This window comes from Paramagnetospirillum marisnigri (genome assembly GCF_001650715.1).
GTDB lineage: Bacteria > Pseudomonadota > Alphaproteobacteria > Rhodospirillales > Magnetospirillaceae > Phaeospirillum > Phaeospirillum marisnigri.
Genome location: NZ_LWQT01000055.1, coordinates 188,501 through 210,378 on the forward strand (window position 1 = coordinate 188,501; position 21,878 = coordinate 210,378).

18 protein-coding genes are annotated in these 21,878 nt (G+C 66.8%); 12 read left to right on the forward strand and 6 right to left on the reverse strand.

Going from position 1 to position 21,878, the window contains the following annotated elements:
• The first annotated feature begins 26 nt into the window (after nucleotides 1-26).
• From dapF to A6A04_RS10845, 8 genes are all read left to right on the forward strand, one after another.
• A complete protein-coding gene (dapF, locus tag A6A04_RS10810) occupies nucleotides 27-893 on the forward strand; it encodes a diaminopimelate epimerase (RefSeq protein ID WP_068492692.1) in 867 nt (288 codons plus the stop codon).
• The gene (gene mtaB, locus A6A04_RS10815; RefSeq protein WP_068492694.1) at nucleotides 890-2,146 is read left to right on the forward strand and encodes a tRNA (N(6)-L-threonylcarbamoyladenosine(37)-C(2))-methylthiotransferase MtaB; all 1,257 of its coding nucleotides are present in this window, start codon (nucleotides 890-892) and stop codon (nucleotides 2,144-2,146) included. The genes dapF and mtaB overlap by 4 nt, the downstream gene beginning before the upstream one ends.
• The gene (gene ftsY / locus A6A04_RS10820) at nucleotides 2,143-3,126 is read left to right on the forward strand and encodes a signal recognition particle-docking protein FtsY (protein ID WP_068492696.1); all 984 of its coding nucleotides are present in this window, start codon (nucleotides 2,143-2,145) and stop codon (nucleotides 3,124-3,126) included. Before mtaB ends, ftsY begins: the two co-directional genes overlap by 4 nt.
• A 52-nt stretch (nucleotides 3,127-3,178) precedes the next feature.
• Nucleotides 3,179-4,402, forward strand: coding sequence for a tryptophan synthase subunit beta (trpB, locus tag A6A04_RS10825; protein ID WP_068492699.1), 1,224 nt, complete (start codon nucleotides 3,179-3,181; stop codon nucleotides 4,400-4,402).
• Entirely contained in the window at nucleotides 4,402-5,202 is an 801-nt protein-coding gene (gene trpA / locus A6A04_RS10830; protein WP_068492701.1) for a tryptophan synthase subunit alpha, read from the forward strand. Before trpB ends, trpA begins: the two co-directional genes overlap by 1 nt.
• A 37-nt stretch (nucleotides 5,203-5,239) precedes the next feature.
• Nucleotides 5,240-6,160 (forward strand): acetyl-CoA carboxylase, carboxyltransferase subunit beta, encoded by a 921-nt coding sequence (accD, locus tag A6A04_RS10835; protein ID WP_068492703.1) that lies wholly within the window; start codon nucleotides 5,240-5,242, stop codon nucleotides 6,158-6,160.
• The gene (locus A6A04_RS10840; protein WP_068492705.1) at nucleotides 6,157-7,461 is read left to right on the forward strand and encodes a bifunctional folylpolyglutamate synthase/dihydrofolate synthase; all 1,305 of its coding nucleotides are present in this window, start codon (nucleotides 6,157-6,159) and stop codon (nucleotides 7,459-7,461) included. Before accD ends, A6A04_RS10840 begins: the two co-directional genes overlap by 4 nt.
• 96 nt (nucleotides 7,462-7,557) lie before the next feature.
• Nucleotides 7,558-9,057 (forward strand): bacteriohemerythrin, encoded by a 1,500-nt coding sequence (locus A6A04_RS10845; RefSeq protein ID WP_068492707.1) that lies wholly within the window; start codon nucleotides 7,558-7,560, stop codon nucleotides 9,055-9,057.
• A 2-nt stretch (nucleotides 9,058-9,059) separates the two neighbouring features.
• On the opposite strand, the gene A6A04_RS10850 is transcribed toward A6A04_RS10845, so the two are convergent.
• From A6A04_RS10850 to A6A04_RS10870, 5 genes are read right to left on the reverse strand one after another with little or no spacing between them, the layout of a single operon-like run.
• Complete coding sequence (locus A6A04_RS10850; RefSeq protein WP_068492709.1) at nucleotides 9,060-10,454, reverse strand: mannose-1-phosphate guanylyltransferase/mannose-6-phosphate isomerase; 1,395 nt, start codon at nucleotides 10,452-10,454, stop codon at nucleotides 9,060-9,062.
• Nucleotides 10,451-11,413 carry a UDP-glucose 4-epimerase family protein gene (locus A6A04_RS10855; protein ID WP_068492902.1) on the reverse strand — a complete coding sequence of 321 codons (963 nt, stop codon included), beginning with the start codon at nucleotides 11,411-11,413 and terminating at the stop codon, nucleotides 10,451-10,453. Before A6A04_RS10855 ends, A6A04_RS10850 begins: the two co-directional genes overlap by 4 nt.
• Nucleotides 11,410-12,393, reverse strand: a complete 984-nt coding sequence (locus tag A6A04_RS10860) for an MraY family glycosyltransferase (RefSeq protein WP_245651164.1) — start codon at nucleotides 12,391-12,393, stop codon at nucleotides 11,410-11,412. The genes A6A04_RS10855 and A6A04_RS10860 overlap by 4 nt, the downstream gene beginning before the upstream one ends.
• Nucleotides 12,394-12,396: 3 nt before the next feature.
• Nucleotides 12,397-14,553 carry a bi-domain-containing oxidoreductase gene (locus A6A04_RS10865; RefSeq protein ID WP_068492711.1) on the reverse strand — a complete coding sequence of 719 codons (2,157 nt, stop codon included), beginning with the start codon at nucleotides 14,551-14,553 and terminating at the stop codon, nucleotides 12,397-12,399.
• A 33-nt stretch (nucleotides 14,554-14,586) separates the two neighbouring features.
• A complete protein-coding gene (locus A6A04_RS10870; protein ID WP_068492713.1) occupies nucleotides 14,587-15,570 on the reverse strand; it encodes an NAD-dependent epimerase/dehydratase family protein in 984 nt (327 codons plus the stop codon).
• 165 nt (nucleotides 15,571-15,735) lie between these two features.
• On the opposite strand from A6A04_RS10870, the gene A6A04_RS10875 reads away from it, so the two are divergent.
• Genes A6A04_RS10875 through A6A04_RS10890 form a run of 4 tightly spaced genes read left to right on the forward strand, consistent with a single transcriptional unit; the run spans nucleotide 15,736 to nucleotide 19,721 of the window.
• A complete protein-coding gene (locus A6A04_RS10875) occupies nucleotides 15,736-16,944 on the forward strand; it encodes a nucleotide sugar dehydrogenase (RefSeq protein WP_082914845.1) in 1,209 nt (402 codons plus the stop codon).
• Nucleotides 16,945-16,948: 4 nt separating this feature from the next.
• The gene (locus tag A6A04_RS10880; RefSeq protein ID WP_068492715.1) at nucleotides 16,949-18,196 is read left to right on the forward strand and encodes a class I SAM-dependent methyltransferase; all 1,248 of its coding nucleotides are present in this window, start codon (nucleotides 16,949-16,951) and stop codon (nucleotides 18,194-18,196) included.
• Nucleotides 18,193-18,981 carry an NAD-dependent epimerase/dehydratase family protein gene (locus A6A04_RS10885; RefSeq protein ID WP_082914847.1) on the forward strand — a complete coding sequence of 263 codons (789 nt, stop codon included), beginning with the start codon at nucleotides 18,193-18,195 and terminating at the stop codon, nucleotides 18,979-18,981. The genes A6A04_RS10880 and A6A04_RS10885 overlap by 4 nt, the downstream gene beginning before the upstream one ends.
• Nucleotides 18,978-19,721 (forward strand): glycosyltransferase family 2 protein, encoded by a 744-nt coding sequence (locus A6A04_RS10890; RefSeq protein ID WP_068492719.1) that lies wholly within the window; start codon nucleotides 18,978-18,980, stop codon nucleotides 19,719-19,721. Before A6A04_RS10885 ends, A6A04_RS10890 begins: the two co-directional genes overlap by 4 nt.
• A 117-nt stretch (nucleotides 19,722-19,838) precedes the next feature.
• Here the strand turns inward: A6A04_RS10890 and A6A04_RS10895 are convergent, their stop codons facing one another.
• Nucleotides 19,839-21,875, reverse strand: a complete 2,037-nt coding sequence (locus A6A04_RS10895; protein ID WP_068492721.1) for an O-linked N-acetylglucosamine transferase, SPINDLY family protein — start codon at nucleotides 21,873-21,875, stop codon at nucleotides 19,839-19,841.
• Nucleotides 21,876-21,878: the final 3 nt, after the last annotated feature.

Genomic DNA, 21,878 nt, shown 5'->3' on the forward strand with positions numbered 1-21,878 from the left:
CGCCGCCTGCCCCATATAACCCGGTCATGAGCACAGACTGGCCCTTCGTCAAGATGCACGGCCTCGGGAACGATTTCGTCGTTCTCGACGCCCGTTCGCGTGCCCTCGACCTGACCCCCGAGCGCATCCGCGCCATCGCCGACCGCCGCACCGGCATCGGCTGCGACCAGTTGGTGGTGATCGCGCCGCCCCAAACCGGTTCTAATGGCAGCTCGGTCAGCGACGCCACCATGCTGATCCATAATTCCGATGGCTCCGAGGTTGCCGCCTGCGGCAACGCCACCCGCTGCGTCGCCGCCCTGCTGATGGCGGAATCCGGCTCCGACTCGGTAGTGATCGAGACCCGGGCCGGGCTGCTGGACGCCGAAAGCCGGGGCGAGCGGCTGGTGGCGGTGGATATGGGGCTGGCGCGGCTGGACTGGCGCGAGATTCCCCTGGCCGAGGCCAAGGACACCCTGCATCTCGGCATCGGTATCGGCCCGCTGGTGGACCCGGTGGGGATCAGCATGGGCAATCCCCATGCGGTGTTCTTCGTCGACGACGCCGATTCCGTGGACCTCACCCGTCTCGGCCCGCAGTTGGAACACCATCCCCTGTTCCCGGAAAAGGCCAATATCGAGGCCGCCCAGATGCTGACGCCGCCGGACGCGCCCCTGGGCCGCATCCGCATGCGGGTGTGGGAGCGCGGCACCGGCATCACCATGGCCTGCGGCACCGGCGCCTGCGCCACATTGGTGGCGGCGGCGCGGCGGGGCTTGAGCCCGCGCAAGGCCGAGATCGTGCTGGACGGCGGTTCGCTCACCATCGAATGGCTGCCCGACGGCCATGTGCTGATGACCGGGCCGGTGGCCACCGCCTTTTCCGGGGTGCTGGACCCGTCGCTGCTGTCATGAGCGAACCCAAGGCAACGGTCTTGACCTTCGGCTGTCGGCTCAACGCCTATGAGTCGGAAGTGATGAAGGAACATGCCCGCGCCACCGAGGCGGGGGTCGAGACCGTCATCATCAATACCTGCGCCGTCACCGCCGAGGCCGAGCGCCAGGCCCGCCAAGCCATCCGCAAGATCCGGCGCGAACGCCCCGACGCCCGCATCGTGGTGACGGGATGCGCCGCCCAGGCCCATCCCGAGAGCTTCGACGCCATGCCCGAAGTCGACCAGATCCTGGGCAATGCCGAGAAGATGCGCCCCGACATCTTCAGCGCCCCGCCCGCGGACAAGATCGTGGTCGGCGATATCATGCAAGTGCGCGAGGTGGCCAGCCATCTGGTCTCCGGCTTCGAGGGACGGGCGCGGGCCTTCGTCGAGGTGCAGCAGGGCTGCGACCACCGCTGCACCTTCTGCATCATCCCTTTCGGGCGTGGCCCCAACCGCTCCGTGCCCATGGGACGGGTGGTGGAGCAGATCAGGGAATTGGTGGCGGGCGGCTATCACGAAGTGGTGCTGACCGGCGTCGACGTCACCGCCTATGGCGCCGACCTGCCCGGCACGCCGGGGCTGGGTCAGTTGGTGCGACGCCTGCTGGCCGCCGTGCCCGAGCTTCCCCGCCTGCGGCTGTCCTCGCTGGACCCGGTGGAGGTGGATAAGGACCTGCTGGCCGCCATCGCTGGGGAAGACCGGCTGATGCCCCATTTCCACCTGTCGGTCCAGGCGGGCGATGACACGATTTTAAAGCGCATGAAGCGCCGCCACCTGCGCGCCGACGTCATTACGCTTGCGAAAGCAATTCGCGAGCGCCGCCCCGACGCCGCCCTGGGGGCCGATATCATCGCCGGTTTCCCCACCGAGGACGACGCGATGTTCCAGCAATCCCTCGATCTGGTGGACGAGGTCGGCCTAAGCCACCTGCACGTCTTTCCGTTCTCGGCCCGGCCGGGCACCCCCGCCGCCCGCATGCCCAAGGTCAAGGGCGACGTGGTCAAGGGCCGGGCCGCCGCCTTGCGCACCAAGGGCGAGGCCGCCCTGGCCGGATTCATGGCGGGACGCATCGGCGCGGAGGCATCGGTGCTGATCGAGCGAGACGGCCAGGGCCATTGCGGGCATTATCTGCCGGTTCGGATTCCCGGTCTGACGGTGGAACCCGGGACCATCGTCCAAGCCCGGATCATCGGACTGTCCGATGGCGTGTTGCTGGGGGAACAGGCATGAGTCTTTTTGGTTTCGGCAAGAAGAAGACCCCCGAGGCCCCGGCCGCCAAAGAACCGGAACAGACCGGCTGGTTCGGCAAGCTGAAATCGGGCTTGGCCAAGTCGTCGTCCAAGCTGACCCAGGGCCTGGGCGACCTTTTCACCAAGCGCAAGCTGGATGACGAGGCGCTGGAGGACCTGGAAGATCTGCTGATCACCACCGATCTCGGCGTTGCCACCGCCGCCAAGGTCACCCGGCATCTGGCCAAGACCCGCTTCGGCCAGGATGTCTCGGCCGACGAGATCAAGCAGACCCTGGCCGAGGAAATCATCCGCATCCTGGACCCCGTGGCCCGGCCGCTGGTGATCGACCCTTCCCGCAAGCCCCATGTGGTGCTGGTGGTCGGCGTCAACGGTTCGGGCAAGACCACCACCATCGGCAAGCTGGCCAAGCAGAACAAGGATGCCGGGCTGTCGGTGACCCTGGCGGCGGGTGATACCTTCCGCGCGGCGGCGGTCGAGCAGTTGAAGGTCTGGGGGCAACGCACCGGCTGTCCGGTGATTTCCCGCGAGAACGGCGCCGACGCCGCCGGTCTGGCCTATGACGCCATCACCGAATCCCGCAATCGCGGCGACGACCTGCTGTTCATCGATACCGCCGGGCGCCTGCAGAACAAGGCCGACCTGATGGCGGAACTGGCCAAGATCGTGCGCTCCATCAAGAAATGCGACGAGACCGCGCCCCATGACGTGCTGCTGGTGCTTGACGCCACCACCGGCCAGAACGCCCATTCCCAGGTGGAGATCTTCAAGGACATGGTCAATGTCACCGGCCTGGTGCTGACCAAGCTGGACGGCACGGCGCGCGGCGGCGTGCTAGTGGCCCTGGCCGAGAAGTTCGGCCTGCCGGTCCATGCCATCGGCGTCGGCGAGCAGGCCGACGACCTGCGGCCGTTCGAGGCCGAAGCCTTCGCCAAGTCGCTTGTGGGCATGGATTCATAGCCCTCTTCGTGCTTTATTGACGCCCTTGCGCCACCGCCTTGACCGGATTCAGATGCACAGCTTGAACACCTACCGCGCGGGACCCGACGAGCGCGGCCATTTCGGCATTTTCGGCGGCCGCTACGTGGCCGAGACCCTGATGCCCCTGATCCTCCAGGTGGAGAAGGCCTATGCCGAGGCCAAGGCCGACCCCGCCTTCCAGGCCGAATTCCGCGACTTGCTGTCCCAATATGTCGGGCGGCCCAATCCGCTGTATTTCGCCCGTCGCCTGACCGAGGCCTTTGGCGGCGCCAAGGTCTTCCTGAAGCGGGAAGACCTCAACCATACCGGCGCCCACAAGATCAACAACTGCATCGGCCAGATCCTGTTGGCCCGGCGCATGGGCAAGCAGCGCATCATCGCCGAGACCGGCGCCGGTCAGCACGGCGTCGCCACCGCCACCGTCTGTGCCCTGTTCGGCATGCAATGCGTCATCTATATGGGCGCCACCGACATCGAACGGCAGATGCCCAATGTCTACCGCATGAAGCTGCTGGGCGCCGAGGTCAAGCCGGTCACCTCCGGCGCCGCCACCCTCAAGGACGCCATGAACGACGCGCTGCGCGACTGGGTGTCCAATGTGGAGAGCACCTATTACCTGATCGGCACCGTCGCCGGTCCCCATCCCTATCCCGCCATGGTCCGCGATTTCCAGTCGGTGATCGGCGAGGAAGTGCGCGCCCAGATCCTGGCCCAGGAAGGCCGCCTGCCCGATAGTCTGGTGGCCTGTATCGGCGGCGGCTCCAACGCCATGGGCCTGTTCCATCCCTTCCTGGACGAGCCGAGCGTCCGCATCATCGGGGTCGAGGCCGCCGGACACGGGCTGGACAAGCTGCATGCCGCCTCGCTCACCGGGGGCAAGCCCGGCGTGCTGCACGGCAACCGCACCTATCTGCTGCAGGACGCCGACGGCCAGATCGCCGAGGCCCATTCCATCTCGGCCGGGCTGGACTATCCCGGCATCGGGCCGGAACATTCCTGGCTGCACGAGACCGGCCGGGTCGAATACGTCTCCATCAAGGACGACGAGGCGGTTGTCGCCTTCCAGCAATGCACCCGCCTGGAAGGCATCATTCCGGCGCTGGAATCCAGCCACGCCATCGCCCATGCCGCCAAGATCGCGCCCTCGCTGCCCAAGGATCACCTGATGGTGATCAATCTGTCGGGCCGTGGCGACAAGGATGTCTCCACCATCGCCAAGGCACTGGGCGACGAACATCTGGGGGGACTCGTCTGATGAGCAAGCGTCTGGACGCCCGCTTCGCCAAGCTGAAATCCGAGAATCGCGCCGCCCTGGTGACCTTCATCACCGCCAGCGATCCCGACCGCGCCACCAGCCAGGTGGTGCTGAACGGTTTACCCGGCGCGGGCGCCGATATCATCGAGCTGGGCATGCCCTTCACCGATCCCATGGCCGATGGCCCCGCCATCCAGCTAGCGGCGCAACGCGCCCTGGCGGCGGGCGGCTCGCTGAAGGTCACCCTGGAGATGGTGGCCGAGTTCCGCAAGACCGACAAGGACACCCCCATCATCCTGATGGGCTATTACAATCCCATCTATGCCTGGGGGCCGGAAAAGTTCGCGGGTGACGCCGCCCTGGCCGGGGTGGACGGGCTGATTATCGTCGACCTGCCGCCCGAGGAAGCCGACGAGCTGGTGCCCTTCCTCAAATCCGCCGCCATCGACTTCATCGTGCTGACCACGCCCACCAGTGACGATGCCCGCCTGCCGGTGGTGCTGGCCAATGCCTCGGGTTTTGTCTACTACGTCTCCATCGCCGGAGTGACCGGGACCAGTTCGGCCACCGGCGCCGCCATCGAAGAGGCGGTGAGCCGCATCCGCCGCCATACCGATCTGCCGGTCTGCGTCGGCTTCGGCATCAAGACCGCCGATCAGGCCGCCGAGGTTGCCCGGCTGGCCGAAGGCGCCGTGGTGGGTTCCGCCATCGTCTCCGTCCTGGCCGAGACCCGCTCGGCCGAGGCGCCGCTGGCCCTGGTCAAGGACCTGGCCAAGGGTGTGCGGGAAGCACGGCTTTAGAGTCTAATTTCACAGCCTTCGACCGAGGAAATTGCTCATGAACTGGCTGACCAACTTCGTCCGTCCCTCGCTGAAGGAAAAGCTGAAGGGGCTGGTGACCCAGAAGGAAGTGCCCGACAATCTGTGGCACAAATGCCCGGGCTGCGGTCACATGATCTTCCACCGCGACCTGGAAAAGGCGTTGAATGTCTGCCAGCACTGCGGCCATCACATGCGCCTGTCGGTGAAGAAGCGCCTGGGCATGCTGTTCGACGAGGGCCATTACCAGCGCATCGAGCTGCCCAAGGTCGCCGACGACCCGCTGAAGTTCAAGGACCAGAAGCGCTATACCGACCGGCTGAAGGACACCCGCTCCAAGACCGGCGAGCATGACGCCATCGTGGTCGCCCATGGCAAGATGGGTGGCATGAACGTGGTGGTCGCCGCCTTCAATTTCGACTTCCAGGGCGGCTCCATGGGCATCGCCGTGGGCGAGGGCATCGTCGCCGCCGCCGAACTGGCGGTGTTGCAGGACGCGCCGCTGATCGTGGTGCCCGCCTCGGGCGGGGCGCGCATGCAGGAAGGCATCCTGTCGCTGATGCAGATGGCCCGCACCACCGTGGCGGTGGACAAGGTCAAGGAACGCCGCCTGCCCTATATCGTGCTGCTGACCGATCCCACCACCGGCGGCGTCTCGGCCAGCTTCGCCATGCTGGGCGATATCGCCCTCGCCGAGCCCGGCGCGGTGATCGGCTTCGCCGGGGCCCGCGTCATCGAATCCACCATCCGCGAAAAGCTGCCCGAGGGCTTCCAGAAGGCGGAATACCTGCTGGAACACGGCATGATCGACATGGTGGTGCCGCGCCGCGACCTGCGCGCCACCCTGGTGCGCATCCTGTCGCTGCTGAAAAACCGGGCACCCGCCGGGGAATTGGTGGCGCTGCCCATCGACACCCCCGACGCGGTGGACGAGGATTGATCGATTCCATCCTGGAGCGCCTGACCCGGCTGCATCCCAAGGTCATCGACCTGTCCCTGGACCGGGTGTCGCGCCTGCTCGACGCCCTGGGCAATCCCCAGGACCGGCTGCCGCCGGTGGTGCATGTGGCCGGAACCAACGGCAAGGGCTCCACCGTCGCCACCCTGCGGGCCCTGGCCGAGGCGGCGGGCCTGCGCGTCCATGTCTATACCTCGCCCCATCTGGTGCGCTTCGCCGAGCGTATCCGGGTCAACGGCGTCCTGCCCACCGATCCGGAGCTGCTGGCGCTGCTCGAAGAGGTGGAGGCCGCCAATGGCGGCCAGCCCGTCACCTTCTTCGAGATCACCACGGCGGCCGCCCTGCTGGCCTTCGCCCGGGCTCCGGCCGATCTCTGCATCCTGGAAACCGGGCTGGGGGGACGGCTGGACGCCACCAATGTAGTCGCGCGGCCCGCCCTGACGGTGCTGACCCCCATCGCCATGGACCACCAGAACTTCCTGGGTGGCCGCATCGAATCCATCGCCGCCGAGAAGGCGGGGATCATGAAGCGGGGCGTGCCCTGCGTCATCGCCAAGCAAGGTCGCAAGGTGGTCAAGGTGCTCGAGGCCCGCTCCGGCGAGCTGGGCGTGCCGCTTTACAAGGAGGGTGAGGATTTCTTCGTCCGCACCCGCCCCGATGGCGGCCTGATCTATCGCGGCAAATCGGTGGAATGGTCGCTGCCCGCCCCCAATCTGGCGGGCGGTTTCCAGTCGCGCAACGCCGCCCTGGCCCTGGCGGCGGTGGAACGCCTGTCGCGACTGAACGTGCCGCCGGTCTTTCCCGACTTTCCCGACGCCGCCCTGGGCATGGGCCTGCGCTCCATCGACTGGCCCGCCCGGCTGCAACGGCTGAGCGCCGGACCGCTGGTGGAGCTGCTGCCCGAGGGCTGGGAACTATGGCTGGATGGCGGTCACAATCCCCATGCCGCCGAAGCCCTGGCCCAGCATACCCGCAATTGGCGGGACAAGCCCCTGGCCGCCGTGTTCGGCATGCTGTCCACCAAGGATGTGGATGGATATATGGAACCGCTGGCGCCCCGCTTCCATGCGCTGCGCGGTATCGCCATTCCGGGCGAGGACGCCTCGCTGTCGGCCGAGGACGCCGCTGGCGCCGCCACCCGCCATTTCTGCCTGGACGCCCGACCGGCCGCCGACGCGGCCGATGCCGTTCACCAACTGCTCCGAGTGGTGCCCGGCCCCGCCCGCATCCTGATCTGCGGCAGCCTTTATCTGGCCGGCACGATCTTATCAGTGCATCGGTAGTATATCCCTTGTTTGGGTGTTGACATAACCGCTCTGACTCGCAATCTGAATGGATTATGCCTTTTGATCGGCATGGGCGGACCGGGAGGGGCTTAGATGATTACATGGCGCGATGCCATGTCCGTGGGCTCGCCAGCCCTCGACGCGGATCACAAGAAGCTGATCGAACTGCTGAATCTCGCCGAGGAATGGGTCAGCCGCGAGGCCTGGCCCCAGGTGTCGGCGGTGATCGACGATCTGATGGCTTATGTGCGCGACCACTTCGCGCGCGAGGAAGCGGTGCAGCTCGCCATCAAATATCCCGAGGCCGAGTCCCATAAGAAGCTGCACGAAGCCCTGTCCATGAAGACCCGGCTTTTGCACGACAAATTCAAGGCGGCCCCCAATGACGAGGCCCGCAAGACCTGCGGCCAGGTGCTGATCAAAGTCCTGAACGAGTGGCTGATCGACCATATCCTGAAGCAGGACATGAAGTTCAAGGCCTTGATCCCCAAGAAGGCGCCGTCACCGGCCCCGGCGGCCGAGTTGCAGATGGGCATGGCCCAGCCCAGCGAGGCCGAGCTGGCCGCCGAGCGGCGTGCCCGCATGGAAGCCCGCCACAAGGATATCGAATACGAGCTGCCGCCCAATCTGGCCCATCTGCTGAAGCGGATCGAATACGTCATCCCCGAGCTACCGCCCCCCACCAAGGGGTTCGAGACCTTCGAGAAATTCGTCGAGGCCACCATCTGCCGCCGGGTGGACAAGGTGCTGGTGTTCTTCCAACGCCATAACCCGGCGCTGAAGCTGGAACTCCCCACCTTCTTCCTGGCCTCGCCGGAATTCGCCGAGAAGTTCCATCAGGCCATCGGCAAGTTCATCATTCCGGTGATCTGGGAAAGCCGCCAGATTCGCGTCCTCGCCACCAGCTTCGCCTGGGCCGAGGAGGATACCGACAGCTTCTGGGAACACGTCACCCGTGGCCTGGAACAATGCATCCTGCAGGGCTGGACCCAGGCCTGGGATGACCTGAAACTGGTCGAAACCAAGAAGGACGGCCAGAAGGTCTTCCAGGTCAAGGATTCCACCCGGGCGCTGCGCGACATGCTGCTGCCATCGGATCCCATGGTTTACGACATCCCCAAGATCGGCAATCGCGAGATCGAGGTCTTCAAGTCGCTGCTGGACCCCGCCAATGACTGGTGGAACAGCCTGAACCGCTCGTGGCGCATCTGCCACGACCTCTACGAGCAGGAAAAGGACCCCCGCATCTTCCAGCAGAAGGCCCGCGACGGTGCTTTCCGCGACGGATTGCTGAGCGCCTTCAACCGCTTCCCGCCGGACTGGGTGGATTTCATGGTCCTGGCCTGTCACCGGGTCTTCCCCCGGGTCTCGACCCAGTTCCTGGAGAGCTTCGGCACCAATCTGGGGCGCAACGAGATCGAGCGCGAGGCCCATATCCCCTACACCATCCGCTATCTGCGCCAGGCGCGCGAGATTCCAGAAATCCGCCACCGCGAGATGGAGGAGGAACGGGAATGGCACGCCAGGGTCAAGGAGTTGAGCGACTACCTCGCCCACCGGGAAAGCAAGGACAAGGACAAGGCGGCGGGATAGGCCTATCGCCCGTAGGCGTCCTCCAGGCGCACGATATCATCCTCGCCCACATATTCGCCCGACTGCACCTCGATCAGGCGCAACGGCACCTTGCCGGGATTTTCCAGCCGATGCGGCGTCCCCGCCGGAATGAAGGTGGATTCGTTCTCGCGGAGCACGAAGGACGTGTCGCCGCAGGTCACCACGGCGGTGCCCCGCACCACCACCCAATGCTCCGAGCGATGCCAGTGCTTTTGCAGGGATAGTTTCGCACCCGGATCGACATGGATGTGCTTGACCTTGAAGCGCTCGCCCTGCTCGATGGTCTGGAACCAGCCCCAGGGACGCCAGCCCCGGCTGCCCTGGGTGGCCTCGGGACGGCCTTCCCGCTTCAGGGCCTCGACCACCGCCTTGACCTCCTGGTCGCGGGACTTGTCGGCCACCAGCACCGCGTCATCGGTAGCGATCACCACCAGATCGTGTACGCCCACCGTCGCCACCAGATGATCATGGCTGCGCAGATAGCAATCACTGCTGTCGATGGCCAGGACGTCGCCCTTGATGACATTGCCCGAGGCGTCGCGGGTGGATTCCTGCCACAGCGCCGACCACGAGCCGATATCCGACCAGCCCATGTCGACGGGCACCACCGCCACCTGGGTGGAATGCTCCATCACCGCATAGTCGATGCTCTGGCCCTTCAGCCCGGCGAAGGTCTCGTCATCCAGGCGGAAGAAGAACAGGTCCGAGCGGCCCTTGGCCAGGGCGGCGCGGCAGGTATCGGCCATGCCCGGGGCATGGGTCTCCAGCTCGGACAGGAACAGCCCCACCGGCAGCAGGAAGATGCCGCTGTTCCAGGTGTATTCCCCCGAGGCGAGATAGGATTGGGCGGTGGCGAGGTCGGGCTTCTCCACGAAGCGCTCCACCTCGAAGCCGTCACCCAGCGGGCGCCCCGCCTTGATATAGCCATAGCCGGTATTGGGGCCGGTGGGCTGGATGCCGAAGGTGACCAGCCGCCCGCCCTGGGCCAGCGGCACCGCCGCCTCGACGGCGCGGCGGAACGCCTCGGTGTCGACGATCAGGTGATCGGACGGCATCAGCAGCATCAGGGCGTCCGGATCGGCATCGGCCAGCATCAGCGCCGCCACCGCCGCCGCCGGGGCGGTATTGCGTCCCACCGGCTCGATCACCACCGCCCTGGGTTCCAGCCCGACCTCGCGCAGTTGCTCGGCGACGATGAAGCGGTGCTCGTGATTGCACACCACCACCGGCGGATGGCCGAGGCGCAGCGCGGTCTCCTGCAGCAGAGTGCGTTCGCCCGTCAGCTTCAGCAGCTGCTTGGGCATCAGTTCGCGCGACAGGGGCCACAGCCGGGTGCCGGCGCCGCCGGACAGGATCACGGGAATGACGGAGCTCATGGGTCTTGGCTCTCCCTGTTCCGCCACCAGCGGGCGGTTGCCTCAAGGCCGTACTCCAGGCCGTCGGGCGCTGTCCAGCCGATTGTGTCGCGGATGGCGGCCGAACTCACCTCCAGCGAGGCGGTCAGGCGCTGCACCGCCGCCGAACGGCCGGTCAGGCGCCCACCCAGGCGCAGCAGCGCGGGCGGGACCGGCAGCAGCCGCGCCGGACGGTCCAGGGCGGCGGCGAGACGGCGCACCAGTTCAGCGGTAGATATGGTCTCGCCATCGGCCAGAGTGAAGACCCGGGTGGCACCGGCGGCGGGCGGCGATTCCAGCACGGCGCGGATGGCATCCACCAAATTGCCGATGCCGATCAGCGAGCGCCGGTTGTCCACCAGCCCCAGCGGCAGCGGCACGCCCCGGTCCACCAGCCCGATCAGCGAGCGGAAATTGCCCTTCACATGGGGACCATAGACCAGCGGCGGCCGCAGCACGGTGATGGCGAGACCGGTGCGCCGCGCCAATTGGGCCAGCCCCTGCTCGGCCTCCAGCTTGGAGATGCCATAGGGGTCCACCGGGGCGGCGGCCTCTGGCCCGAAGGGAGTGCCGAAGGTCTCCTCGCCATTGGCCTTGATGGAGCTGAGGAACACCAGATGGCGCAGCCCGGCCGCCACCGCCTGCTCGGCCAGACGCAGGGTCCCGGCCACATTGGCGGCGCGGAACTCCGCCAGGGGATCGGTGGATTGGTCATGCATGACATGGACGCGGGCGGCCAGATGCACCACCGCCTCCATGCCCAGCAGGGCGGAAATCCAGTCGCCCTCGGGACCCAGACGGGCGGCCTTGCGCCGCTCGGCGCCCTCGGGACAGGGAATATCGGGCCGCACCGCCGCCGCCACTTTGTAGTCAAGCTCCGCCAATCGAAGGCAAAGCGGACGGCCAACAAAGCCGTTGGCGCCGGTGACCAGGACTTTCATGGCCGCGCCCACCGGGTCAGCAAGGCCAGCAGGCCGCCGACCACGGCCACCGCCAGAGCGGCGCCCAGCCAGGGCTGCGCCCACTCGGCCAGAGCGGCGCAGGCGATCAACAAGATATTGCCGCCCAGGATGGCGGTGGAAACCTGGGCATGGCTTTTGCCGCCCTGGACCGCGCGCTGGTAGAAGTGGCGGCGATGGGCCTGCCAGATCTTCTCGCCGTCCTTCAGGCGCCACAGCAGGGTGATGGTGGCATCGGCCAGATAGTATCCGGGTAGGATCAGGGCGGCGGCCAGATGCCCCCGCCCCGCCAGATGGATCAGCAGCCCGCCCAGGACGAAGCCCAGCGGGATGGATCCGGAATCGCCCAGGAAAATGCGGGCGGGATGCCAGTTCCACACCAGGAAGCCGAGGCCGCACCCCGCCACCACCAGGGCCTGGGGTTCCAGCCCGTCACCCACCAGGGCGATGCCGAGGCCGATACTGGCGGTTTCCACCCCGGTGATACCGTCGATGCCGTCCATGAAATTGGTGAGGTTGACGAACCACAGCCAGCCGAAGCCGGTCAGCAGGCGATCGGCCCAGAGCGGCAGGGCGCCGCCGAATACCAGGGTCTGGGACTCCAACCCCAGCAAGGTGGCGGCGATCACCCCGGCTTGCAGGGCCAGGCGGGGGCCGGGCGGCAGTCCCTGGCGATCATCCACCCAGGACAGCGCCATCAGCAATAATGCCCCGGCCGCCAGCACCGCCACATAGCCGGGGCTGGCGAAGGCCACCAGCACCAGCCCGGCGGCCATGACCGGCGTCACCGCCAGCCCGCCACCGCGCGGCGTGGGCAACGAGTGGCTGGAGCGGTCATTGGGATGATCGAGAATCTGCTTGTGACGCAGCCAAGCCAAAACCCCGCGGGTCGCGGCGGCGGTCGCCGCCAGACTGGCCAGGGCGGCGGGGACGGCGATCATCCAGGCCTGGGCCTTGTCCAAGCGCTACTCCATCAGATCGACGCGGCGGCCATCGGCCAGGGACTCCAGCACCGCCACGGTAGCCAGCCCGGTTTCCAGCAGTTCCGCCTCGTCCACCGGCGCCGGACCGCCGCCGGCGACGGCGCGGACAAAGGCGTCCAACTCGGCGCGATGGCCCTTGTCCTGGCCCAGGGTCTTCTCCACCCGGGTCTTGCCCCCCGAAGTGATGGCGAGGCTGAGGAAATTGTCCAGCACCGCCACCGTTCCGCCCGCGAAACACTCGAAGCGTTCCTTGCTGGCGGCGGTGTCGCCCTGGGCGGTATAGATGATGGTGGCCAGGGACCCATCGGCGAAGGTCAGGCTGAGCGACAGGTCGTCGCAGACGCCATGGGTGACGCGGGCGGCATCGGCCAGCACGCCACGAATGGGTGAACCGGCCAGGGCGCGGGCCAGATCGACGAAGTGGCAGACCTCGCCCAGAATGCGGCCGCCGCCCTCTTCCGCCGCGTTGACCCAGCTTTCCGGCGGCAGCGCCCCGGCATTGACCCGCAGCACCAGCATCTTGGGACCGGCATGGCGGGCGAGATGGTCGCGCAGTTTCAAGGTCAGCGGCGCGAAGCGGCGGTTGAAGCCGACGGTGAAGAAACCGGCCGAGGCCATGCGCGCCGCCACCACCAGATTCAACTGCGCCCGATCCAGGGCCAGCGGCTTTTCCACCAGCACCGATTTCCCGGCGGCAAGGGCCCGCGCCACCATCTCGGCATGGTTGCCGTGGCGGGTGGCCACCAGCACCGCGTTGATGGCGGGATCATTCAGCACCAATTCGGCATCGGTGACCGCATGGGCGAAGCCGAACGTCTTCTGGCCGTGCTCGGCGGTGGCGCCGCGCTGGGTGCACAGGGTGCGCATCTCGACCCCGGGCAGCCGCGCCAATTCGGGCAGCAGCACGGTGCGGGCGAAATTCCCGGCGCCGATGACGCCGAGCACGCATGTGCCGGTGCCCGCCTTGGGCTCGGCGAAGACCGGCGGCGGGGCGGTGGGCGCGGACTCGCCGTAGCGCAGGATGACGCCGAGATGGGGCTCGGCCCCGCCGGTGACCAGCGCATAGGCGGCCTCGGCCTGATCGAAATCGAAACGATGGCTGATCAGCGCGGCGACGTCGAGGCGGCGGGCCAGCGACGGGCTCATCAGGCGGACGCATTCGCGCAAGTTTTCCGCCTCGGTCCAGCGCACCCAACCCGGCGGATATTTCATCCCCCTTCCCTCGAAATCCTCGTCATAGCGCCCCGGACCATAGGAGCGCGACACGGTGAGGGTCAGCTCCTTCTTCATATAGGCGGCATAATCGAATTCGGTGCCGGTCTTGCCCACCAGCACCACCCGGGCGCGGTCGCGGGCCAGTTCGGCGGCCAGATGCAGCGGATCGGCGGAATCGGTGGCCGCCGCGATCACCACCGAATCGCAGCCAAGGCCCCCCGACAGGGCGGTAACCGCCTCGGCCAGGCCGGGCTCGCCCAGGCTCCACGCCAATTCCGCCCCCAGGGCCTTGGCCAGGGCCAGCCGTTGCGGATTGGTATCGATGGCGACGACCCGGGCGCCCTGAAGCGCCAGCAGTTGCACCGCCAGTTGCCCGATCAGTCCGACCCCCAGAACGGCGACCACATCGCCCAACTGGGCGCAGGCGGTCCGTACCCCGGCGAGCGCGATGGCGCCGCAGGTGCCGAAGGCGGCTTCCTCGTCGCTCACATCGTCGGGAATGGGGGCGCACAGATTGCGCGGCACAACGTTGAGTTCGGCATGGTTGGCCAGCCCGGCCCCGGCCAGCGCCACCCTTTGGCCAACCCGGAACGAGCCTTCCAGCCCGCTTCCCACCGCCACCACCCGGCCGCTGGCGGAATAGCCGAGCGGCAGCGGCTCGTCGAGCCGCGCCATCACCGCCTTGAAGGTGGAGATCACCCCGTCGCGCCGGGCCTTGTCGATGACCTTGCGCACCAGATCGGGCCGGGCCTGGGCCTTGGCCGCCAGGCTTTTCTTGGCGAAGTCGATGACCATGCGCTCGGTGCCGGCGCTGATCAGCGAGGCCCTGGTCGCGACCAGCAGATGACCGGCGCGGACCCGGGGGTCCGGAACCTCGCGCAAGGCCAGCTTGCCCGACTTGGCGCTTTGAATGACCTGTTTCATGGCACCCTTCTTACGCCAAATCGGAAATCGCGTCTAACCCTTCACGGGCGCCAGATGGGCGTTGGCGTCGTACCACGCCGCCAGCTTGGGCAAGCCCTCGGCCAGCGTCACCTTGGGGGCATAGCCCAAAGCCGACAGCTTGGCGATATCGGGGCAGCGGCGCGGCGTGCCGCCCTTTTGCAGCGGGCCGGGCACCAGTTCCAGTTCGCGGCCGAAATGGCGCGCGGTAAGGCGGGCCACATCGGCCACCGAAATCTCCTCCATGGCGCCGATATGGTAGATGCCGAGATGCTCGCCCTTGGCGATGATGGCGGCGACACCGTCGGTGAAGTCGTCGATATAGTTGAAGCTGCGGGTCTCGGAGCCGTCACCCTGGATGGGAAAGCGCAGCGCGCCCGTGGGCTGGGCCGCCGCCAGCGCCTTCAGGCGCAGCACGAATTGCGGCAGCACGTGTTCCCAGCCCATATCGGCGCCATAGACGTTGTGGGGGCGGAAAATGGCGACGCGGTCGAAGTCGGTGCGGCCGTAATTGATGGCCATCAGCTCGCAGATGATCTTGCCGCCGCCATAGGAATAGCGGGGATTGAGGGGATCGGGCACCAGCATGGGCACGCTTTCGTCGGTGGGGACCACCGGCGGGGTCTGGTAGACCTCGGAGGAAGACGCCAGCACCAGATCGCCCACCCCTTGCGCCCGGCAGGCGTCCAACACCGCCACCATGCCCTTCACCGCCACGTCGAGCACCAGTTCCGGCTTGGTGTAGAAGAACTCGGTGCCATTGACATAGGCCAGGTGACAGCAGCAGTCGATTCCGGCCATGGCCTTGGCTACCGCGTCCGCGTCGCGGATATCGGCCTCCACCATCTCATAGGCGCCTTCGACCTCGGCCAGACGACGCGGCGCACCGCGCGAATTATTGTCCAGAACCCGCACCGAGTGGCCGTCCTTGAGCAGCCGCTTGACCAGGGCGGCGCCGATGAAGCCGGTGCCGCCGGTAACCAGGAAACGCTTCGCCACGGCCTTGATCCTTGCGCGGAAGTAAAGGGATGCGGGCTGTATGCCCGAAGCCGGGGAGAGAGGCAAGCACGCGGGGACGAGCGCCTTGACAATAAAGGACCTTCTGTCCAAAGTGCACCGCACTTCGGCCCATGACGGGCAGGGCGTGCCAAAGGATTGATTTCATTGGGCAATAATAAGGTTGCGGACGGTATCGATGTAACCGTCATCGGGGGCGCGGGGCATGTTGGCCTGCCGCTGGCCCTGTGCTTCGCCGACAAGGGACTGCGGGTCCTGGTCCAAGATATCAATCAGGCGGCGCTGGACGTCATCGCCTCGGGGCGGATGCCCGCCCTGGAATACGATGCCCAGCCCTATCTGGATCGCGCCCTGGCCTCGGGCCGCTTCCATATGTCATCCCGGCCCGAGGACATCCCCGCCACCGGCGCGGTGATCATCACCATCGGCACCCCGGTGGACGAATACCTCAATCCGGTGCACAAGGCGGTCAAGGCCTGTCTCGACGCTATCCTGCCCCGTCTGGTGGACGGCCAGCTGGTGATCCTGCGCTCCACCGTGTTCCCCGGCACCACCGACTGGCTGCATCATTACCTGGAGGAACAGGGCCGCAAGCTGCTGGTGGCCTTCTGCCCCGAGCGGGTGGTGCAGGGCTTCGCCATCCGCGAGCTGCAGAACATGCCGCAGATCGTTTCGGGCACCACACCAGAAGCGGAAGAGGCGGCGGCCAAGCTGTTCGGCCTGCTGGCCAGCGATGTGGTGCGGGTGAAGCCCATGGAGGCCGAATTCGCCAAGCTGTTCAACAACGCCTATCGCTACATCCAGTTCGCCGCCACCAACCAGTTCTTCATGATCGCCAATTCGGCGGGGGTGAACTACCACGCCATCCACGACGCCATGACGCGGGACTATCCCCGCGCCAAGGACATGCCGCGCCCGGGTTTCTCCGCCGGTCCCTGCCTGTTCAAGGACACCATGCAGCTGGCGGCCTTCTCCAACAACCAGTTCAGCCTGGGCCACATGGCCATGCTGGTGAACGAGGGCCTGATCCTCTACATCATCCAGCAGGCGGAAAAGCGCTTCGACCTGAAGCGCAGCACCGTCGGCCTGCTGGGCATGGCCTTCAAGGCCGAGGTGGACGATATCCGCGCCTCGCTGTCCTATAAGCTGAAGAAGATGCTGACGCTCAAGGCCAAGACGGTACTGACCACCGATCCCTTCGTCACCGACGATCCCGATCTGGTCGGCCTGGACGAGGTGCTGGACAAGAGCGACGTGCTGATGCTGTGCACGCCCCATTCCGCCTATCGCGGCCTCGACCTCAAGGGCAAGCCAGTGATCGATGTCTGGGGCATGCTGGACATGGGAGGCATCTGAGCCCATGGCCGCCTTCTCGGTTCGCCACCGCGATACCTGCCGCATCTGCGGCAGCCGCAATCTGGTGGAGGTGCTGGACCTCACCGACCAGCCGCCGTCCAACAGCTTCATCGCCCCCGAGGCGGTGGCCGCCGAGCAGCGCTTCCCGCTGAAGATGCATCTGTGCCGTGACTGCGGCCTGTCCCAGCTGCTGGACATCGTTTCGGCCGAGGATATTTTCGACGACTACGCCTATCTATCCTCGACCTCGCGTGCTTTGTGCACCCATTACCAGGGACTGGTGGACGCCGCCATCGAGCGGTTCAAACTGCCCGACGGCGCCGTGGTGGGTGATATCGGCTGCAATGACGGCATCATGCTGGCGCGCTATCCGGCGGGCCGCTTTTCCCTGGTGGGGATCGAGCCGTCCAGCGCCGGGGCATACGCCAGGAAGGCCGGATTCACCGTGGTGGAGGATTTCTTCGGCCGCGATCTGGCGCCCAGGCTGGTGGAGCGCTTCGGCCGGGTGAAACTGGTCACCTCCACCAATGTCTTCGCCCATGTGGACGATATCGAGAGCTTCGCGGCGGGCGTTCAGGCCTGGCTGGCCGAGGATGGCGTCTGGATCATCGAATTCCCCTATCTGGTGGATATGGTGGAGCGTTGCTATTTCGATACGATCTACCACGAGCATCTGTGCTATCTGGCGCTGACCCCGCTGGCCCATCTGTTCGCCAAGGTCTCCTTGCGCGCCTTCCGGGTGGAAAAGACCGAGGTCGGCGCTTCCGGCCCGGCACTGCGCCTGTTCGTCTGCCGCGCCGACGCGCCCCATGCCGAGGATTCCTCCATTCCCGCCCTGCTGAGGGCGGAAGCCGATTGGGGCATCAAGGACCCCGCCCGCTACCATGATTTCGCCAAGCGGGTAGAGGCGGTGAAGGAATCGCTGCTGGCCACCCTGGCCGATCTCAAGGCGAAGGGCCACCAGGTGGCGGCGTTCTGCGCCCCCGCCAAGGGCAATACCTTGCTGAACTATCTCGGCGTCGGCCCCGACGATATCGTGGCGGTGTCCGAGAACAACGACCTCAAGATCGGCAAGCTGACGCCCGGCAGCCATATCCCGGTGATCTCTGACCAGGCCCTGCTGGATGCCAAGATCCCCTATGCCCTGCTGCTGGCCTGGAACTATGCCGATTTCTTCGTGGCCAATTCCGATTACGTCAAGCAGGGCGGGCGCTTCATCGTGCCGCTGCCGGAACCGGTCGTGCGTCCATGAGGATGGCGGTGGTCGGCGCCGGGGGCTTCCTGGGCGGTTTCCTCGCCCAAAGCCTGCGTGATGCCGGTCACGAGGTGCTGGCGCTCGGGCGCGGCGATCCCCTGCCCACTGAACCGGTGGATGTACTGGTGGACTGCAACGGCGATGCGCGGCGGTTCTGGGCCAATGCCAACCCCGCCGCCTCCTTCGCCGCCAATGTCGCCTCGGTGGCGGCGCGGGCCACCGCCGGACTCGCGGATCGTTACGTCTTCATGTCGACCATGGATGTCTATGGCAAGGGCTGCCGGGCGCCAGCCAGCAGCGGCGAGGACGCGGTGATCGAGCCTTCCGGCCTCGACGTCTACGCCTTTCACAAATTCCTGGCCGAGCAGCTGGTGGCCCGCCATGCCGCCCGATCCCTGATCCTGCGGCTCGGCACCCTGATCGGGCCGGGGTTGAAGAAGAATCCGGTGTTCGACGCCATCAACGGCAATCCCATCCGCCAGACGCCCGACAGCACCCTGTCGCTGGTGGATCTCGCCCATGTGGCCAAGGCCCTTGCGATGCTGCTGGAAATGGGAGACGAGGGCGTCTACAACGTCACCGCCGCCGCTCCCATCACCATCCGGCGCATGCTCGATGTGGTGGCCGGGGCACATGGCCGACCCAGCCCGGACTTTCATGCCGAGCTGCTGCATACCGATTACGACATTTCCATCGAGAAGCTGAGCGCCCTGATGACCATGCCCGACAGCGAGACCATGCTGAAGGCCAGTCTGCCCTTCATCACCGCAGGTGCGGCATGACCGCCGAGCTGGATATCGTCATCCCGGTCTATAACGAGGGCGCCAATATCCTGGCGGCCATGACGGCGCTGAAGCGCGAGGTCAGGACCCCGTTCCGGGTGCTGATCTGCTACGACATGGACGAGGACAACACGCTGCCCGCCCTGGCGACCCTGCCGCCCGGCGAGTTGGACATCGCATATATCAAGAATCCCGAGCGCGGCCCCCATGCGGCGGTGCGCGCCGGACTGGACGCCAGCACCGCGCCGCTGGTGCTGGTCTACATGGCCGACGACGACTACAACGCCGACATCGTCGACAAGATGGTGGCCAAGGCCCACGAGGGCTTCCAGGTGGTGGCCGCCAGCCGCTTCGTCCCCGGCGGCTGCATGGTCGGTTGTTCGCCGGTCAAGGAGATCATCACCAAGGTCGGCGCCTTCAGCCTGTACCACATCGCGGGCGCCAAGGTGCACGACCCCACCAATGCCTTCCGCCTGTTCACCCGCCAGGTGCTGGACAGCGTGGTGATCGAATCCCGCCTCGGCTTCACCTTCAGCGTGGAACTGCTGGTCAAATCGGTGCGGCTGGGCTGGCCGGTGACCGAAGTGGCGGCCAAATGGTTCGAGCGCGGCGACAAGCCGTCGCGATTCCAGGTGTTCCGCTGGCTGCCGCGCTATCTCTACTGGCTGTTCTACGCCATGGAGACCCGCTACCTGTTCAAGGGGCCGGGCTCGGTGCCGCTCAAGACCGCGAGGCGGTAAGCTCCCCGCCGTCATCCCGAGCTTTGGCGAGGGATCTCCGCTTGGACTGTCGCTGCCGATTTTGAAAAGCCGGATCAGGAAGGGATCCCTCCGCTCAAGGGGCGTCGGGATGACACATCATGGCTCGATCATTCCCTCATAGGCCACTTCCAGGCCACGGGCGAAACCCGCCATGTCGAAGATGGGCGATGATTCCCGTGCCCGCGCCAGCCTTTGGCGCAAATCCGCCAGCTTGGCCGGATCGCGGGCCAGCTCCAGCGCCTTGGCCTCATAGGCCGCCAGGCTGGAGGTGACCAGCTCGGGCAGGCCCAAACCCTCCAGCAACCGTCCCGCCACCCGGCCGGGAAAGGTCGCCCCGGCGCAGGACAGTACCGGCAGACCCATCCACAGGGCATCGGCGGCCGAGCCATGGGCGTTGTAGGGCAGCACGTCGAGATACAGATCGGCGAGGCGATGCAGCGCCAGATAGTCCTCGACCCCCACCCGGGGGGCGAAGACCAGCCGGTCGGGATCGACCCCGCGCGCGCCAGCCTCGCGGCGCAGATTAGCGATGGCGGCGGGCACCCCGGCCAGCAGCCATAGCACCGAGCCCGGCACGGCGGCCAGCAGCCGCATCCAGACATCGAAGACCGCAGGCGTGATCTTGAAGGCGTTGTGGAAGGCGCAGAACACCAGCCCCGATTCGGGCAGGCCGCACTCGGCCCGCCCCGCCCGCCTGGCCGCCACGCTCCGGCGGGTATCGAACGGCAGATAACTATGGGGCAGATGCCAGATGCGCTCGTCGAACCAGGGCTGTTCCGCCAGGGGGGCGATGGCGGCATCGGCCAGGAGATGGTCCATGAACCCGGCCCCCATGGTCCCGGCATAACCCAGCCAGTTGACCTGCACCGGCGCCGGGCGGGCGGCCAGGATGGCGGTGCGGGCACCGGTGGTATAGCCGGTCAGGTCCACCAGGATGTCGACGGCATCGGCATGGATGCGCGCCGCCGCCTCGGCGTCGTCGAGACCTCGGATATCGACGAAGGCATCCACCGCCGCCGCCAGCCGCTGCCGGCTCGGACTGCCATCATCGGGGCCGAAGGAATAGGCGCTGACGCGAAAACGGCTCCGCTCATGGCGTTCCAGCAATTCTCCCATCAGATAACCCACCGGATGGGCCCGCAGATCGCCCGATAGATAGGCCAGATGAACCGGCCCATCGGACCGGGGCCGGGCGGGCAGCGACAGCCCCGATGGTGGTTTGATCCCGGCGGCCCACCGCCGCGCCGCCGTCTGATGATCCGCCTGAGTGGCGGTGGGGGAATGCAGCAGGATGAAGGGCGGAATCCTGAGATTTCCCGCCCGTGCCAGCTCCACCAGCCGGATATCGTCGGATTCGAAACGATCCCACAGGCATAGCTTGCGGCGCAGATGCACCAGATGGGGCAAGGGGTCCTCGAAGCCCGGATCGAGGCTGAGGGCGGTGAGATGGGCCGAAGCCGCCTGTTCGATCTCGCCCGCCTCTTCCAGGGCCAGGCCCAGATTGGCATGGGCGCGGGCATGGCGGGGATTGGCGGCCACCGCCCGGCGCAGCGTCTCGATCGCCTCGGCGATACGCTCGCGTTTCAACAGGATCAGACCCAGATTGGACAGGGCCTCGGCATGGTCGGGCCGCAGCACCACGGCGCGGCGCAGCACCGCCAGGGCCTCGTCCATGCGATCCAGCTCACGCAGCGCCAGACCCAGATTGGACAGGGCGTCCACGTAATCGGGACGCAGCGCGATGGCTGCCTGGTAGGACGCCACCGCCTCGTCCAGCCGCCCCAGCTCGTGCAGCACGCTGCCCCGGTTGAAACGGGGTTCGGGGAAGTCGGGCTTCAAGGCCAGGGCCCGGTCGTAATGGGATAGCGCCCGCTCGGGCTGTCCCAGATCCTTCAGGGCATTGCCCAGATTGTTGTGGGCCTCGGGGAAATCGGGGCGCAGCTCCACCGCCCGGCCCATGCGTTCGGCGGCCAGCGGCTTGCGCCCGGTCTGATAGGCCACCACCCCGGCCAGGTGCCAGGCCATGGCATGGCCGGGCTCGGTATCCAGGAGGGCGAGGTAAAGCCGCTCGGCCTCGTCCAGCCGCCCGGCCCGATGCAGGGCAAGCACCTCGTCGATGGCGGGAAGCGGCACCGT

Bases quoted from the DNA above. Each gene is read 5' to 3' on its own strand.
- trpB (WP_068492699.1), top strand. From the start codon at position 3,179: ATGCACAGCTTGAACACCTACCGCGCGGGACCCGACGAGCGCGGCCAT.
- A6A04_RS10850 (WP_068492709.1), bottom strand. From the start codon at position 10,454: ATGAGCTCCGTCATTCCCGTGATCCTGTCCGGCGGCGCCGGCACCCGG.
- accD (WP_068492703.1), top strand. From the start codon at position 5,240: ATGAACTGGCTGACCAACTTCGTCCGTCCCTCGCTGAAGGAAAAGCTG.
- A6A04_RS10880 (WP_068492715.1), top strand. From the start codon at position 16,949: ATGGCCGCCTTCTCGGTTCGCCACCGCGATACCTGCCGCATCTGCGGC.
- dapF (WP_068492692.1), top strand. From the start codon at position 27: ATGAGCACAGACTGGCCCTTCGTCAAGATGCACGGCCTCGGGAACGAT.
- mtaB (WP_068492694.1), top strand. From the start codon at position 890: ATGAGCGAACCCAAGGCAACGGTCTTGACCTTCGGCTGTCGGCTCAAC.
- A6A04_RS10890 (WP_068492719.1), top strand. From the start codon at position 18,978: ATGACCGCCGAGCTGGATATCGTCATCCCGGTCTATAACGAGGGCGCC.
- ftsY (WP_068492696.1), top strand. From the start codon at position 2,143: ATGAGTCTTTTTGGTTTCGGCAAGAAGAAGACCCCCGAGGCCCCGGCC.
- A6A04_RS10845 (WP_068492707.1), top strand. From the start codon at position 7,558: ATGATTACATGGCGCGATGCCATGTCCGTGGGCTCGCCAGCCCTCGAC.
- A6A04_RS10885 (WP_082914847.1), top strand. From the start codon at position 18,193: ATGAGGATGGCGGTGGTCGGCGCCGGGGGCTTCCTGGGCGGTTTCCTC.
- A6A04_RS10855 (WP_068492902.1), bottom strand. From the start codon at position 11,413: ATGAAAGTCCTGGTCACCGGCGCCAACGGCTTTGTTGGCCGTCCGCTT.
- trpA (WP_068492701.1), top strand. From the start codon at position 4,402: ATGAGCAAGCGTCTGGACGCCCGCTTCGCCAAGCTGAAATCCGAGAAT.
- A6A04_RS10865 (WP_068492711.1), bottom strand. From the start codon at position 14,553: ATGAAACAGGTCATTCAAAGCGCCAAGTCGGGCAAGCTGGCCTTGCGC.